The 16,386-nt window shown below is 70.1% G+C and carries 11 protein-coding genes; 5 read left to right on the top strand and 6 right to left on the bottom strand.

The genetic code is table 11. The features are described 5' to 3' along the window. Window positions 1-24 precede the first annotated feature (24 nt). The 4 genes from AAW13_RS17820 to AAW13_RS17835 form a co-directional block, all read right to left on the bottom strand. Entirely contained in the window at window positions 25-1,641 is a 1,617-nt protein-coding gene (locus tag AAW13_RS17820) for a glycerol-3-phosphate dehydrogenase/oxidase (protein ID WP_046734454.1), read from the bottom strand. Between the two features lie 67 nt (window positions 1,642-1,708). After that, complete coding sequence (gene glpK, locus AAW13_RS17825) at window positions 1,709-3,250, bottom strand: glycerol kinase GlpK (RefSeq protein WP_046734455.1); 1,542 nt, start codon at window positions 3,248-3,250, stop codon at window positions 1,709-1,711. A 54-nt stretch (window positions 3,251-3,304) separates the two neighbouring features. Beyond that, a complete protein-coding gene (locus AAW13_RS17830) occupies window positions 3,305-4,099 on the bottom strand; it encodes an MIP/aquaporin family protein (RefSeq protein ID WP_046734456.1) in 795 nt (264 codons plus the stop codon). 378 nt (window positions 4,100-4,477) lie between these two features. Continuing rightward, on the bottom strand, window positions 4,478-5,242 hold the full coding sequence (locus AAW13_RS17835) for an IclR family transcriptional regulator (RefSeq protein WP_046734457.1): 765 nt from the start codon (window positions 5,240-5,242) through the stop codon (window positions 4,478-4,480). A gap of 382 nt (window positions 5,243-5,624) precedes the next feature. On the opposite strand from AAW13_RS17835, the gene metH reads away from it, so the two are divergent. The 3 genes from metH to AAW13_RS17850 all read left to right on the top strand — a co-directional run bounded on the left by metH (window position 5,625) and on the right by AAW13_RS17850 (window position 12,010). After that, window positions 5,625-9,140: a methionine synthase gene (gene metH, locus AAW13_RS17840; RefSeq protein WP_046734458.1), complete on the top strand. Its 3,516-nt coding sequence runs from the start codon at window positions 5,625-5,627 to the stop codon at window positions 9,138-9,140. A 130-nt stretch (window positions 9,141-9,270) separates the two neighbouring features. Beyond that, window positions 9,271-9,972 carry an HAD family hydrolase gene (locus AAW13_RS17845; protein WP_046734459.1) on the top strand — a complete coding sequence of 234 codons (702 nt, stop codon included), beginning with the start codon at window positions 9,271-9,273 and terminating at the stop codon, window positions 9,970-9,972. A gap of 433 nt (window positions 9,973-10,405) precedes the next feature. Continuing rightward, a complete protein-coding gene (locus AAW13_RS17850) occupies window positions 10,406-12,010 on the top strand; it encodes an ABC transporter substrate-binding protein (protein WP_046734460.1) in 1,605 nt (534 codons plus the stop codon). Between the two features lie 73 nt (window positions 12,011-12,083). Here the strand turns inward: AAW13_RS17850 and AAW13_RS17855 are convergent, their stop codons facing one another. Together AAW13_RS17855 and AAW13_RS17860 are read right to left on the bottom strand one after the other, a co-directional pair. Beyond that, window positions 12,084-12,755 carry a response regulator gene (locus AAW13_RS17855; RefSeq protein WP_030608351.1) on the bottom strand — a complete coding sequence of 224 codons (672 nt, stop codon included), beginning with the start codon at window positions 12,753-12,755 and terminating at the stop codon, window positions 12,084-12,086. Between the two features lie 17 nt (window positions 12,756-12,772). Continuing rightward, window positions 12,773-13,714 (bottom strand): RecB family exonuclease, encoded by a 942-nt coding sequence (locus AAW13_RS17860; protein WP_046734461.1) that lies wholly within the window; start codon window positions 13,712-13,714, stop codon window positions 12,773-12,775. A gap of 131 nt (window positions 13,715-13,845) precedes the next feature. Between AAW13_RS17860 and AAW13_RS17865 the strand changes: the two genes are divergently transcribed. Beyond that, window positions 13,846-15,318 (top strand): site-2 protease family protein, encoded by a 1,473-nt coding sequence (locus AAW13_RS17865; protein WP_046734462.1) that lies wholly within the window; start codon window positions 13,846-13,848, stop codon window positions 15,316-15,318. Window positions 15,319-15,456: 138 nt separating this feature from the next. Beyond that, window positions 15,457-16,359 (top strand): tRNA (adenine-N1)-methyltransferase, encoded by a 903-nt coding sequence (locus AAW13_RS17870; RefSeq protein ID WP_071659585.1) that lies wholly within the window; start codon window positions 15,457-15,459, stop codon window positions 16,357-16,359. Window positions 16,360-16,386: the final 27 nt, after the last annotated feature.

Consider the following 16,386-nt stretch of genomic DNA (forward strand, 5'->3'; position numbering starts at 1 on the left):
CCCGGCAACCGCCAGTTCAGCGGGTCACTTCTTGTCGAGCAGGTCCTGGACCTTCGCCCGGACGTCGTCCGTGGCCAGGCCGCGGATGGTCAGGGTGGTACGGCGGCGCAGCACGTCGTCGGCGGTCTCGGCCCACTCGTGGTCGCGGGCCCAGGCGACCTGCGCCCAGATCTCCGGGGCGTCCGGGTGGACGCGCTCGCCCAGCTCCGGGTGCTCGTTGGCGATGCGGGCGATGTCGAAGGCCAGCGAACCGTAGTGGGTGGCCAGGTGCTTGGCGGTGTCGGCGGCCATGCGCGGGCCGGGCGCCGGGTTGTCCACCAGCAGCCGGTGGGCGACGGCGCGCGGATTGGCGACGCCGGGCAGCGGCAGCTTCTTCGGCAGCGAGGAGATCGGCTCGAAGTCGTCGCCCAGCGGGTGGCCCGGCAGCGCCTCCAGCTTCTGCATCACGGTGCGGCCGATGTGCCGGAACGTCGTCCACTTGCCGCCCGCGACGGACAGCATGCCGCCCCTGCCCTCGGTGACCACGGTCTCCCGCTTGGCCTTGGCGGTGTCGCCGGGGCCGCCCGGCAGCACGCGCAGACCGGCGAAGGCGTAGGTGATCAGCTCGCGCTTGAGCTGCTGGTCCCGGACGGAGAACGCGGCCTCGTCCAGGATCTGGGCTATGTCCTTCTCGGTGACGGACACGTCCGCGGGGTCGCCCTCGTACTGCTCGTCGGTGGTGCCGAGCAGCAGCATGTCCTCCCACGGGAGGGCGAAGGTGATCCGGTACTTGTCGATGGGGGTGGCCAGCGCGGCCTTCCACGGCGCCGTCCGCTTCAGGACCAGGTGCGCGCCCTTGGACAGACGGATGGAGGGGGCCGCGTTCGGGTCCTCCATCCGGCGCAGGTGGTCGACCCAGGGGCCGGTCGCGTTGAGCACCAGCCGGGCGTTGACGCCGAACTCCTCGCCGGAGAGGGCGTCCTTGAGGTCGGCGCCGGTGACCCGGCCCCGGGTGAAGCGCAGGCCGGTGACCTGGGCGTGGTTGAGGACGACCGCGCCCGCCTCGACGGCCGCGCGGACCGTCATCAGCGCCATGCGGGCGTCGTTCATCTGGTCGTCGCCGTACACGGCCACGGCCTTGAGGTTCTCGGTGCGCAGCTCCGGCACGTCCTGTGCGGCCTTCGCCGGGCTCAGCAGGTGCCCCACTCCGTCACCGAACGCGGAGAGCGCGGAGTAGGCGAACACGCCCGCTCCGAGCTTCGCCGCGCCGTGCGGACCGCCCTTGTACACGGGGAGGTAGAACGTGAGCGGGTTCGCCAGGTGGGGGGCCACCTGGCGGGAGACCGCACGGCGCTCGAAGTGGTTCTCCGCGACCAGCTTCACCGCACCGGTCTGTAGGTAGCGCAGACCGCCGTGGAGGAGCTTGGAGGAGGCGGAGGAGGTGGCGCCGGCGAAGTCGCCGGCGTCGACCAGTGCCACCCTCAGCCCGGACTGCGCGGCGTGCCAGGCGGTGGAGATGCCCAGGATGCCGCCGCCGATCACGAGAAGGTCGTACGACGCCTTGGCGAGCTGCTCCCTGGTCTCGGCCCGGCTCGGGTTGGAGCCGGAGGCCGGGTGCGTCCCCAGGGCAGGCACGGACTGGAGGGTGGACTGACTGGTCATGTCGGGTTCTTACTCCTCGTCAGAGCTCGATCGTCAGAGCTCGATCGTGAGAGCTGGTGCGCTCTCGTCAGCTCTCGTCGTCGTCGATCCAGCCCATGGTCCGGTCGACGGCCTTGAGCCAGTTCTTGTACTCACGGTCGCGGGTCTCCGCGTCCATGCGGGGGGTCCATTCGGCGGCCCGGCGCCAGTTGGCGCGCAGTTCGTCGGTGCTGGACCAGAAGCCGACGGCGAGGCCGGCGGCGTAGGCGGCGCCGAGGCAGGTGGTCTCCGCGACCATCGGGCGCACCACGGGCGCGTCCAGGACGTCGGCGAGCTGCTGCATCAGCAGGTTGTTGGCGGTCATGCCACCGTCGACCTTGAGGGTCACCAGCTCGTCGCCGGAGTCCTTGGTCATGGCGTCCGCGATCTCGCGGGTCTGCCAGGCGGTGGCCTCCAGGACCGCGCGGGCCAGGTGCGCCTTGGTGACGTACCGGGTCAGGCCGGCGATCACACCGCGGGCGTCGGAGCGCCAGTGCGGGGCGAACAGACCGGAGAAGGCCGGCACGAAGTAGGCGCCGCCGTTGTCCTCGACCGAGAGCGCGAGCGTCTCGATCTCGGCCGCGGTGGAGATCAGGCCCATCTGGTCGCGCATCCACTGCACCAGGGAGCCGGTGACGGCGATCGAGCCCTCCAGCGCGTACACGGTCGGCTGCTCGCCGATCTTGTAGCCGACCGTGGTCAGCAGGCCCGCGTAGGAGTTGATGATCTTGTCGCCGGTGTTCATCACCATGAAGGTGCCGGTGCCGTAGGTGGACTTGGTCTCGCCCTCGGAGAAGCAGGTCTGGCCGAACAGGGCCGCCTGCTGGTCGCCGAGCGCGGAGGCCACCGGGATGCCGCCGAGCAGGTCGCCGAGCTTGCCGCCGGTGACCTCGCCGTAGACCTCGGCGGAGGAGCGGATCTCGGGAAGGATCTGAAGCGGCACGCCGATGGACTCGGCGATCTTCTCGTCCCACTGCGTGGTGTGCAGGTTCATGAGAAGGGTGCGGGAGGCGTTGGTCACGTCGGTGACGTGCTTGCCGCCGTTGACACCGCCGGTCAGGTTCCAGATGACCCAGGTGTCCATGGTGCCGAAGAGGATGTCGCCCGCCTCGGCGCGCTCCTTCAGGCCGTCGACGTTGTCGAGCAGCCAGCGGGCCTTGGGGCCGGCGAAGTAGGAGGCCAGCGGGAGGCCGGTCTCGCGGCGGAAGCGGTCCTGCCCGACGTTGCGGCCGAGCTCGCGGCAGAGGGCGTCGGTGCGGGTGTCCTGCCAGACGATGGCGTTGTGGACGGGCTCACCGGTGTTCTTGTCCCACAGCACGGTGGTCTCGCGCTGGTTGGTGATGCCGATGGCCTTGATGTCGTCGCGGGTGATGCCGGCCTTCTGGATGGCCCCGGCGACGACTTCCTGGACGTTGGTCCAGATCTCGTTGGCGTTGTGTTCGACCCAGCCCGGCTTGGGGAAGATCTGCTCGTGCTCCTTCTGGTCGACCGAGACGATACGGCCGTCCTTGTCGAAGACGATGCAGCGGCTGGAGGTGGTGCCCTGGTCGATGGCGGCGATGAAGGGGCCTGCGGTGTGAGCGTCGGTCACTGTGTGCTCCTCGAAGATCCGTGGTGGACAGGCGGTACGGCGCGAGCCTGTGTCTTAAGCGAAGGCGACGTTGTAGATGCCTGCCGCGATGGCTCCGCCGATCAGGGGACCGACCACCGGGATCCAGGCGTAGCTCCAGTCGGAACCGCCCTTGTTGGGCAGGGGGAGGAGCGCGTGCACGATACGGGGACCGAGGTCACGGGCCGGGTTGATGGCGTAACCCGTCGGACCGCCGAGCGACAGACCGATCGAGACGACCACGAGGGCGGTGATGAGGCCGCCGAGCACACCGAGGCCGTTGCCCTTGTCGTTGAGGCCCTGGGTGAGGACCGCGAGGATCAGCACCACGGTGCCGATGATCTCCGTGGCGAGGTTCTGCACCGCGTTCCGGATCTCCGGACCGGTGGAGAAGATGCCGAGGACCGGGCCGGCGCCCTTCTCCTGGGCCTCGACGGCCTTGGCCGTGGTGGCCTGCGCGCCCGGGCCGCCGACGATCTCCTTGTCGGTGAGGTGCGCGTGGAACTGGCCGTAGTAGGCGACCCACACCAGAGCGGCACCGATCATCGCGCCGAGCAGCTGTCCGGCGAAGTAGACCGGGACGTTGCTCCAGTCGCTGTTCTTGATGGCGAGAGCGACGGTGACGGCCGGGTTGAGGTGGGCACCGGACAGCGGTCCGGAGATGTAGACGGCCGTCATGACGGCGAAGCCCCAACCGAAGGCGATGGCGAGCCAGCCGGCGTTGCGGGCCTTGGAGGCCTTGAGCGTGACGGCGGCGCACACGCCACCGCCGAGCAGGATGAGTATGGCGGTACCGATGGTCTCGCCGATGAAGATGTCGGAGCTGGACACCCGCGACTCCTTTGTCCTTCGTCCAGGGAAGCCGAACCCCGAGTCCCTTCGGGGTGTTGGCGCCCTCGGGGGTGAGAGCGAATCCGGTCCTTGGCGTTGTCACACTCTAGCGCGTATTGCCGGTAGGTGTTCGACAATGCCGACCGATGGACGGGAGTCTCGCCCCGGCGTCACACGTGCGTCAAGAGTTCTGTTATCGAAAGCACGATCGTTATTGATTGCTGTGAGTTATCGATCTTTGTCGGGTCCGCCCGGCCGGATGTGCTGCGAAAACCCCACTGAACTGCGGGTTTATCCTGCTTTGTCCACTTCAGGGTACGACTGAGGCCGGTCCACCGACAGGCGAACCGGCCTCGTACGACGTTCAGCGGCGCGCGGTCAGAACCGCCCCGCGCCCAGGTCCCGCGACACCGCGCGGGCGCAGTCCCGCACCGCGGCGATCAGCTCGGGCGTCAACTCCCCGTCGCGGCACAGCCGTTCCACGGCGCCCGTGATGCCCACCGCCCCCACCGGCATCCGCCGCCGGTCGTGGATGGGCGCCGCGACCGAGGCCACGCCCTCCCAGGTCTCCTCCACGTCGGCCGCGTACCCACGCGCGCGCGTGATGTCGAGGATGTGCTCGAAGGCGTCCAGCTCGCAGGTCGTGCGGTCGGTGAAGGGTTTGCGGTCGGCCTCCAGGGCCTCGCTGTGCGCCACCGGGTCGTAGGCCGAGAGCACCTTGCCCAGTGCCGTGGAGTGCAGCGGCTGCATCGCCCCGATCTCCAGCACCTGCCGGCTGTCGTCCGGCCGGAAGACGTGGTGCACGATCAGCACGCCCTGCTGGTGGAGGACGCCCAGGTAGACGCTCTCGCCGCTGGAACGGGCCAGGTCGTCCGTCCACACCAGGGCCCGCGCCCGCAGCTCGTGCACGTCCAGGTAGGTGGTGCCGAGCCGGAGCAGTTCCGCGCCCAGCTGGTAGCGCCCCGAGGCCTCGTCCTGCTCCACGAACCCCTCCAGTTGGAGGGTGCGCAGTATGCCGTGGGCGGTGCCCTTGGCGAGACCCAGTGACGAGGCGATGTCCGACAGGCCGAGCCGTCGCTCGCCGCCCGCGAGCAGCCGCAGCATCGCGGCCGCCCGTTCGAGCGACTGGATGTTCCGTGCCATCGCCGTTCCTGCCTCCGTCCCCTGTGGAACTCACCGTCACGACCGCCGTAACCGGCGTTCGGCAATGTCGAACACTACCGGTCGATGTCGACTCGCCGCCAATGGTTGGTCGACACCTGTTACATCACACGTGGCGGACCGGCCACCTCACCGGTCCACCCGTGACCACTCCGTGACGGGTCCGGGCAGGCCGACCCGCCCCGTGCATGATCCGCCCTCGCCGGGCATACGTCCCTGGTCGGCGCCCGCCTCACTCGTCCGCCACATGGACGCCCTGCCCATCCAAGCCCACTCCCGGTTACGCTGGCGCCGTGCGTCCGCACCCGGGTGAGCCCGGGAAGACCGCATAGCCGACAGCCGTCGCATCCAAGGGAGCCCCTTCATGGCCTCGTCGCCAACGTCCCCTTCCGCCGACAGCCGGACCCGGGTGTCCGCGCTCCGAGAGGCGCTCGCCAGCCGTGTGGTGGTCGCCGACGGCGCCATGGGCACCATGCTCCAGGCGCAGGACCCCACGCTCGAGGACTTCCAGCAGCTGGAAGGCTGCAACGAGATCCTGAACCTGACCCGCCCCGACATCGTCCGCTCGGTCCACGAGGCGTACTTCGCCGTGGGCGTCGACTGCGTCGAGACCAACACCTTCGGGGCCAACCACTCCGCCATGGCGGAGTACGACATCCCCGAGCGCGTCCACGAGCTGTCCGAGGCCGGTGCCCGCATCGCCCGCGAGACCGCCGACGACTTCACCGCCCGGGACGGCCGCCCGCGCTGGGTGCTCGGCTCCATCGGCCCCGGCACCAAGCTGCCCACCCTCGGCCACGTCCCGTACGTCACCATCCGCGACGGCTTCCAGCAGAACGCCGAGGGCCTGCTCGCCGGTGGCGCCGACGCCCTGATCGTCGAGACCACCCAGGACCTCCTCCAGACCAAGTCCTCCGTGCTGGGCGCCCGCCGTGCCATGGAGGCCCTCGGAGTCGACGTCCCCCTTGTGGTCTCCATGGCCTTCGAGACCACCGGCACCATGCTGCTCGGCTCCGAGATCGGCGCCGCGCTGACCGCGCTGGAGCCGCTGGGCATCGACATGATCGGTTTGAACTGCTCGACCGGCCCCGCCGAGATGAGCGAGCACCTGCGCTACCTCACCCGGCACTCCCGGATCCCGCTGCTGTGCATGCCGAACGCCGGTCTGCCGGTCCTCACCAAGGACGGCGCGCACTTCCCGCTCGGACCCGAGGGCCTGGCCGACGCCCAGGAGAACTTCGTCCGCGACTACGGCCTCTCGCTCATCGGCGGCTGCTGCGGCACCACCCCCGAGCACCTGCGCCAGGTCGTCGAGCGGGTCCGGGGCGTCACCCCGCCCGAGCGCAGCCCGCGCCCCGAGCCCGGCGCCGCCTCGCTCTACCAGACGGTCCCGTTCCGGCAGGACACCTCGTACCTGGCCATCGGCGAGCGCACCAACGCCAACGGCTCCAAGAAGTTCCGCGAGGCCATGCTCGCGGCCCGCTGGGACGACTGCGTGGAGATGGCCCGCGAGCAGATCCGCGAGGGCGCCCACATGCTGGACCTCTGCGTGGACTACGTCGGCCGCGACGGCGTCGCCGACATGGAGGAGCTGGCCGGCCGCTTCGCCACCGCCTCCACCCTCCCGATCGTCCTCGACTCCACCGAGGTCGACGTCATCCGGGCCGGCCTGGAGAAGCTCGGCGGCCGCGCGGTCATCAACTCCGTCAACTACGAGGACGGCGACGGCCCCGACTCCCGGTTCGCGAAGGTCACCAAGCTCGCCCGCGAGCACGGCGCCGCGCTCATCGCGCTGACCATCGACGAGGAGGGCCAGGCCCGTACCCCGGAGAAGAAGGTCGAGATCGCCGAACGGCTGATCGACGACCTCACCGGGAACTGGGGCATCCACGAGTCCGACATCCTCATCGACACCCTGACCTTCACCATCTGTACCGGTCAGGAGGAGTCCCGCAAGGACGGCATCGCCACCATCGAGGCGATCCGCGAGCTCAAGCGCCGTCACCCGGACGTCCAGACCACCCTCGGCCTGTCCAACATCTCCTTCGGCCTCAACCCGGCCGCCCGCATCCTGCTGAACTCCGTCTTCCTCGACGAATGCGTCAAGGCGGGCCTGGACTCGGCGATCGTGCACGCCAGCAAGATCCTGCCGATCGCCCGCTTCAACGAGGAGGAGGTGCGCACCGCCCTCGACCTCATCCACGACCGCCGCTCCGAGGGCTACGACCCGCTCCAGAAGCTGATGCAGCTCTTCGAGGGCGCCACCGCCAAGTCCCTCAAGGCCGGCAAGGCCGAGGAACTGGCCGCCCTCCCGCTGGAGGAGCGTCTCAAGCGCCGCATCATCGACGGTGAGCGCAACGGCCTGGAGGCCGACCTCGACGAGGCCCTGGAGACCCGAGCCGCCCTGGACATCGTCAACGAGACGCTGCTCGACGGCATGAAGGTGGTCGGCGAGCTGTTCGGCTCCGGCCAGATGCAGCTGCCGTTCGTCCTCCAGTCCGCCGAGGTCATGAAGGCCGCCGTCGCCCACCTCGAACCGCACATGGAGAAGTCGGACACCGAGGGCAAGGGCACCATCGTCCTTGCCACCGTCCGCGGCGACGTCCACGACATCGGCAAGAACCTCGTCGACATCATCCTGTCCAACAACGGCTACAACGTCGTCAACCTGGGCATCAAGCAGCCCGTCTCCGCGATCCTTGAGGCCGCCGACGAGCACCGCGCCGACGTCATCGGCATGTCCGGCCTGCTGGTCAAGTCCACGGTGATCATGAAGGAGAACCTGGAGGAGCTCAACCAGCGCGGCCTCGCGGCCAGCTACCCGGTCATCCTCGGCGGCGCCGCCCTCACCCGCGCCTACGTCGAGCAGGACCTGCACGAGCTCTACGAGGGGGAGGTCCGCTACGCCCGCGACGCCTTCGAGGGGCTGCGCCTGATGGACGCCCTGATCGGCGTCAAGCGCGGCCTGCCCGGTGCCGTCCTGCCCGAGCTGAAGCAGCGCCGGGTCCGGCAGACCGCCGCCGTCGAGGTCGAGGAGCGGCCCGAGGAGGGCCATGTCCGCTCCGACGTCGCCGTCGACAACCCGGTGCCCACCCCGCCGTTCTGGGACACCCGCGTCATCAAGGGCATCCAGCTCAAGGAGTACGCCGGCTGGCTCGACGAGGGCGCCCTCTTCAAGGGCCAGTGGGGTCTCAAGCAGGCCCGCACCGGCGAGGGACCGTCGTACGAGGAACTCGTCGAGACCGAGGGGCGGCCCCGGCTGCGCGGGCTCCTCGACCGGCTCCAGACGGAGAACCTGCTGGAGGCGGCCGTGGTCTACGGCTACTTCCCGTGCGTCTCCAAGGACGACGACCTGATCATCCTGGACGACCGCGGCAACGAGCGCACCCGGTTCACCTTCCCGCGCCAGCGCCGCGGCCGCCGCCTCTGCCTCGCCGACTTCTTCCGCCCGGAGGAGTCGGGGGAGACGGACGTGGTCGGCCTCCAGGTCGTCACCGTCGGCTCCCGCATCGGCGAGCAGACCGCCAAGCTGTTCGAGGCCAACGCCTACCGCGACTACCTCGAACTGCACGGTTTGTCCGTCCAGCTGGCCGAGGCCCTCGCCGAGTACTGGCACGCCCGCGTGCGCTCCGAACTCGGCTTCGCCGGCGAGGACCCCGCCGACGTCGAGGACATGTTCGCCCTGAAGTACCGGGGCGCCCGCTTCTCCCTCGGCTACGGCGCCTGCCCCGACCTGGAGGACCGCGCCAAGATCGCCGACCTGCTCCAGCCGGAGCGCATCGGTGTCCACCTGTCCGAGGAGTTCCAGCTGCACCCCGAGCAGTCCACGGACGCGATCGTGATCCACCACCCGGAGGCGAAGTACTTCAACGCACGGTGAGCCCTACGCCGACACCGAGACGTGTCCCACCGGGCACACTGATCGGATAAGTCGTACACTGGTCGGTCCACAGCAGGCCGGTTCCCCGCATGGGAACCGGCCTGATCGTCCCTCAAGGAGGTGCGCCCGGATGACCAGCACGGTCCCCGCGCTCGGAACCCGTACGGCCGAAGGCTCGGCCCTCCAAGCGGTCCTCCTCGACATGGACGGCACCCTGGTGGACACCGAGGGCTTCTGGTGGGACGTCGAGGTCGAGATCTTCGCCCGCCTCGGCCACGCCCTCGACGAATCCTGGCGCCATGTCGTGGTCGGCGGCCCCATGACCCGCAGCGCCGGTTTCCTCATCGAGGCCACCGGCGCCGCCATCACGCTCGCCGAGCTCAGCGTGCTGCTCAACGACGGCTTCGAGGAGCGCATCGGCGCCGCCCTGCCGCTGATGCCGGGCGCCCAGCGGCTGCTCGCGGAACTCCACGAACAGCAGATCCCGACCGCCCTGGTCTCCGCCTCGCACCGGCGCATCATCGACCGCGTCCTGACCGTGCTGGGCCCGCACCACTTCACCCTGTCCGTGGCCGGCGACGAGGTCTCGCGAACCAAGCCCTACCCGGACCCCTACCTCCTCGCCGCCGCCGGACTGGGAGTGGATCCGGCCAGATGCGCGGTCGTCGAGGACACCGCGACCGGCGTCGCGGCCGCCGAGGCTGCCGGCTGCCAGGTGGTCGCCGTGCCCTCCGTCGCGCCGATCACGCCGGCCGAGCGGCGCACCGTGGTCGCCTCCCTGGAGGAGGTCGACCTGGCCTTTCTGCACGGGCTGATGACGCATATGCGCTAGCCGTTCACCCAGCGTGCGAACCAATGCGTGAAATCCCGGCGGCGGTCACTCGGCGGTCACTCAACGGAATTCGCAAGTGTTCGACCGGCTGAATTCCAGTACCTGCCCCGGCGATCGAGTCCTGTGACGTTCCCCACGTGCGCGAGGCTCGACAACGTTGCCTGAATGTGCAGCCCACCCCCGTTCGGGGGGAAACGGGGTGACCTTGTGTCCCGATTGGGGAGAGGCTGCACTAATCCTGCCGCTGTCGGGTTTTCGGTCTGTCCGCACCCGGTTCCGCTGCGTGATGGGACCTCAACTCACGCTCCTGCGAACCCTCGTGCGGGCGCGGACTAATCTCGTCGCGAGAACATCGCCGTTACCCCCGTGATCCGCTTCGACACCCCTGTTTGTCGGATACACGGACTCGAAACAGCTCTGGAGAACTTCGAGCATGAACCGCAAGACTTTGGTGCTGCCGGCCGTGGTCGGACTGCTCACTCCGGTTCTCGCCGCGTGTGGTGGGTCCGGCAGTGGGAGCAATAGTGGCGACGCGATCGTCGTCGGCACCACGGACGGGTTCACCGCCACGAAGGACGCTCCGGCGCCCCTGGACCCCGCCTACTCCTACGACGTCGGTGGCTGGAACATCCTGCGCCAGACCGTGCAGACCCTCATGTCGCAGCCCAAGGGCGAGGGCGACCCGGTCCCGGACGCGGCCGAGAGCTGCTCCTTCACCGACAGCGGCAGCGAGCGCTACGCCTGCAAGCTGCGAGAGGGCCTGAAGTTCTCCGACGGCAACGCCCTCACGGCAGCCGACGTCAAGTGGTCCATCGAACGCGCCCTGCGCATCAAGGCCGTGGGTGGCCCGTACGGGCTGCTCACGAACATCGACACCATCGAGACCCAGGGCGACCGAGAGGTCATCTTCCACCTCAAGGCCGCCGACGCCACCTTCCCGTACAAGCTGTCCACCCCGGTCGCGGGCATCGTGAACCCGAAGGACTACGAGAAGGACAAGCTCCGCGACGGCTTCGCCGTCGACGGCTCCGGCCCCTACACCTTCAAGGCAGACGTCGAGGGCGACGAACTCGTCTCCGCGACCTTCACCAAGAACCCGAACTACAAGGGCAGCGTGAAGGTCAACAACGAGCAGGTCGTCCTGCGCTCCTTCAAGGACGCCGACGCCATGGGCGAGGCGATCGACAAGGGCGACATCGACGTCATGACCCGCACCATGTCGCCGGCGCAGATCAACAAGCTCAACACCGGCTCCGACGCCAACGTCGACCTCGTCGAGATGGCCGGCCTGGAGATCCGCTACCTCGGTTTCAACACCGACGCGCCCACGGTCAAGTCCAAGGCCGTCCGCGAGGCCATGGCCCAGCTCATCGACCGCGCCGCCCTCGTCTCCAAGGTGTACGGCTCCCAGGCCGAGCCGCTGTACTCGCTGGTCCCGGCCTCCATCACGGGCCACTCCAACTCCTTCTTCAACAAGTACGGCGACCCCAGCGTCTCCAAGGCCAAGGCCCTGCTGACCGCGGCCAACATCACCACCCCGGTGAAGCTGACCCTGCACTACACGACCGACCACTACGGCTCGGCCACCAAGCAGGAGTTCGAGGTCCTCAAGCAGCAGCTCAACGACAGCGGCCTGTTCGACGTCAGCGTCGAGGGCACCCTCTGGAAGACGTACCAGGTCGCGGAGCGCAAGGGGCAGTACGACGTCTACGGCATGGGCTGGTTCCCCGACTTCCCGGACGCCGACAACTTCCTCGCGCCCTTCCTCGACAAGGACAACTTCCTCCAGTCGCCCTACGTGAACAACAAGATCATCAAGACGCTGCTCCCGGAGTCCCGCCGCGAGGCCGACCGGGCCAGCGCCAGCGGCAGCCTGACGCAGATTCAGGACGCCGTCGCCGACGACGTCCCGCTGCTCCCGCTGTGGCAGGGCAAGCAGTACGTCGCCGCCCGCGACGACATCACGGGCGTCGCCTACACCCTCAACTCCTCCTCCAGCCTCCAGCTGTGGGAGCTCGGCCGCGGCGCCAGCAGCTGACGCCGGGTCCGGTACGACGCGAAGGGCGCCCCTCTCCCGCCGGAGAGGGGCGCCCTTCGCGTCGTACCCCGTCCTACTGCGCGCCCGGGCGCACCAGACCGCTCTCGTAGGCGTACACGGCCGCCTGCACCCGGTCCCGCAGTCCCAGCTTGGTCAGCACATGGCCCACATGGGTCTTGACCGTGGTCTCGCTGACGAACAGGTCCGCCGCGATCTCCGCGTTCGACAGGCCACGCGCGACGAGCTTCAGCACCTCCACCTCACGGTCGGTGAGCGTGTGCAGGGTGTCCGGCACCGGCTCCTCGCCCGACGGCAGGTGCGTCGCGTACTTGTCCAGCAGCCGGCGCGTGATGCTCGGCGCCAGCATCGCCTCGCCGTTCGCCACCACCCGGATCGCCTGCACCAGTTCGTTCGCCGGGGCGTCCTTCAGCAGGAAGCCGCTGGCGCCCGCGCGCAGCGCCTCCACCACGTACTCGTCCAGGTCGAACGTGGTCAGCACCAGCACCTTCGCCGGGCCGTCCCGGCCCGGTCCGGTGATCTGCCGGGTCGCCTCCACGCCGTCCATCCGCGGCATCCGGATGTCCATCAGCACGACGTCCGGCTGGAGGGCCCGCACCTGGTCGAGAGCCTGTAGGCCGTCGCCGGCCTCGCCCACGACCGCGATGTCCTGCTCGGCCTCCAGAATCATCCGGAACCCGGTACGCAGCAGCGGCTGGTCGTCGACCAGTAGGACACGGATGGCCACGGTGAGTCTCCTTCTGCTCAGTCCGCGCCCATTCTGCCCTGCGGGAGGTCCCCGGACTCGGCCGACCTGACCGGCAGCGGATACGGCGGGGGAGTGCCGCCGAACTCCGGGCAGTGCGCCTGGTGGTCGCACCAGCCGCACAGCTTCGTCGGACGCGGCCGCCACTCGCCCGACTCCGTGGCCTCCCGGATCGCCTCCCACAGCGCGAGCAGCTTGCGCTCGACCCGCTCCAGGTCGGCGGGCACCGGGTCGTACGTCAGCACGTCACCGCTGCCCAGGTAGACCAGTTGCAGCCGCCTCGGCACCACGTTCTTCAGCCGCCACACCACCAGCGCGTAGAACTTCATCTGGAACAGCGCGCCCTCCGCGTACTCCGGTCTGGGCGCCTTCCCCGTCTTGTAGTCGACGATCCGCACCTCGCCCGTCGCCGCCACGTCCACCCGGTCGATGATCCCGCGCAGCCGCAGGCCCGACTCCAGCTCGGTCTCCACGAAGAGCTCCCGCTCCACCGGCTCCAGCCGGGACGGGTCCTCCAGCGTGAACCAGCGCTCCACCAGCCGCTCCGCCTCACCCAGCCAGCGCGCCAGCCGCTCGCCCTCGGGATCGTCCGCGAACAGCTCACCCACCTCCGGCCTGCTCTCCCGCAGCCGGTCCCACTGCCCGGGGATCAGCGACTTCGCCCGCGGCGCCGTCCGCTCCGCCGCCGGCGCGTCGAAGAGCCGCTCCAGGACCGCGTGCACCAGCGTCCCCCGGGTCGCCGCCTCGCTCGGCTTCTCCGGCAGCCGGTCGATCACCCGGAACCGGTACAGCAACGGGCACTGCATGAAGTCGCCCGCCCTCGACGGCGACAGCGAGGCGGGCGGCCTCGCCTGCGCCGCCTCCGCCCCCGTGACCGGCTCTTCCCCCCGCGCGACGTCCGCGCCCCGCGCCCGCGCGGCGTCCTCGATGCTGCTGTCCATGACCACAGACCCTACGGCCCGCCACTGACAGTCACCCAACCCGCGCGGGCACAGGGGGTGCCGAGGGGGAACGCGCCCCGACGGCCGCATACCATCGACCAGAGACGGACCGCATCTAACGAGGGGACACCGTGGACGTGAGCGGCGGGAGCGGGCAGCCCCGGTCGGACGACGCCGAGCCGGCCGAGCACCCCGCGGGTCCTGAGGCCCCGGCCGAAGGCGGAGGCCCGGCCCCCACCGACGCCCCCACCCGGGGCGGGCCGCCCGCCGGGCAGGCCGCGCCGGAGAGCGGCGGCGAGCACGGGGGAAAGGCCCACCGCCCCACCGCCGAGCCGGCCGCCGCACCCGCCGAGACCCGCGCGGACGCTCCCGGCGGAGCCCCGGACGAGGCCGGCGAGCGCGGCCACGCGCACTCCGGCATCACCAAGGGACAGCCGCCCCAGCGCCCCAAGGAGCCCGGCGGCGGACTCCTCATGGGCCGTCCCTTCGGCGTCCCCGTGTACGTGGCCCCCAGCTGGTTCCTCGTCGCCGCCCTGATCACCTGGGTCTTCGGCGGCCAGCTCGACCGCGTGCTGCCCGAACTCGGCGCCGCCCGCTACCTCGTCTCCCTCTTCTTCGCGGTCGCCTTCTACGCCTCCGTCCTGATCCACGAACTCGCCCACACGGTCGCCGCGATCCGCTTCAAACTCCCGGTGCGCCGCATCCAGCTCCAGTTCTTCGGCGGTGTCTCCGAGATCGAGAAGGAGGCCGAGACCCCCGGGCGCGAGTTCGTGCTGGCCTTCGTCGGCCCGCTGCTCTCCCTGGTCCTCGCCGGCGTCTTCTACCTCGCCATGCAGCCCGTCGAACCCGGCACCGTCCCCGGCGTCCTGCTGGCCGGCCTCATGGTCTCCAACCTCATCGTCGCCGCCTTCAACCTGCTGCCCGGCCTCCCGCTCGACGGCGGCCGGATGCTCCGCGCCGTCGTCTGGAAGATCACCGGCAGGCCCATGAGCGGCACCGTCGCCGCAGCCTGGGTCGGCCGCGCCCTCGCCGTGTCCGTCCTCATCGGCCTCCCGCTGCTCAACCACTGGGGCGCCTTCGGCGGCGGCACCGACGACAGCAGCGGCATGGACGCCATCACCGACGCCCTGCTCGCGGCCATCCTCGCCGCGATCATCTGGACCGGCGCGGGCAACAGCCTGCGCATGGCCCGGCTGCGTGAACACCTCCCCGAACTGCGCGCCCGCACCCTGACCCGGCGCGCCGTCCCGGTGGAGACCGACACGCCCCTCTCCGAGGCCCTGCGCCGGGCCAACGCCGCCGGCGCCCGCGCGCTGGTCGTCGTGGACGCCGACGGAAACCCCCTCTCCCTGGTCCGCGAGGCCGCCATCGTCGGCGTCCCCGAGCACCGCCGCCCCTGGGTCGCCGTCAGCGGCGTGGCCCAGGAACTCACCGACGGCATGCGTGTCTCGGCGGAGCTGGCGGGCGAGGACCTCCTGGACGTCCTGCGCGCGACCCCGGCCACCGAATACCTGGTGGTCGAGGAGACCGGCGAGATCTACGGCGTCCTGTCCGCAGCCGACGTCGAACGCGCCTTCGTCAGGGCGATGGCAAGGCCGGCTTGATGACGCCCTGAGGCCGAGCGCGCCCCGTCAGGGGCGCGGGGAACCGCGTGGGCCACCACAACGCACCCGCACTGCTCCCACGGCCGAAGGCGCCCTCTGTTGGTCCGAGCCGCCCGCAGGGCCCGGTAGGCTGTTCACATGTCCGAACCGACCGGTGCCGCCCGCAGGCGCGGGCCCTTCAAGGTCGGGGACCAGGTACAGCTGACCGACCCCAAGGGTCGCCACTACACGTTCACGCTCGAAGCCGGGAAGAACTTCCACACCCACAAGGGCTCCTTCCCGCACGACGAACTGATCGGCGCTCCCGAGGGCAGCGTTGTCCGCACCACCGGCAACGTCGCCTACCTCGCGCTGCGCCCCCTGCTCCCCGACTACGTCCTGTCCATGCCCCGCGGGGCAGCCGTCGTCTACCCGAAGGACGCGGGGCAGATCCTCTCCTTCGCCGACATCTTCCCCGGCGCACGGGTCGTCGAAGCCGGCGTCGGCTCCGGCTCGCTCAGCAGCTTCCTGCTGCGTGCCATCGGCGACCAGGGCATGCTGCACAGCTACGAACGCCGGGCGGACTTCGCCGAGATCGCCCAGCAGAACGTGGAACGCTACTTCGGCGGTCCCCACCCGGCCTGGCAGCTGACCGTCGGCGACCTCCAGGACAACCTGTCGGACACCGACGTCGACCGGGTCATCCTCGACATGCTCGCCCCCTGGGAGTGCCTCGAGACCGTCTCCAAGGCGCTCGTCCCCGGCGGCATCCTCTGCTGCTACGTCGCCACCACCACCCAGCTGGCCCGGACCGTCGAGTCCATCCGCGAGATCGGCTGCTTCAACGAGCCGACCTCCTGGGAGACGATGATCCGCAACTGGCACGTGGAAGGCCTCGCGGTCCGCCCCGACCACCGGATGATCGGCCACACCGGCTTCCTGCTCACCGCGCGCCGCCTCGCCGACGGCGTGGAACCGCCCATGCGCCGCCGCCGCCCCGCCAAGGGTGCCTACGGCGAGGACTACGACGGCCCCAACGCCGACGGCGGCGCCGGCCGCTGACACACCAACGTACGAGCGCCGCCGCCG

The sequence above is a fragment of the Streptomyces humi genome, assembly GCF_001005085.2.
Lineage (GTDB): Bacteria > Actinomycetota > Actinomycetes > Streptomycetales > Streptomycetaceae > Streptomyces > Streptomyces humi.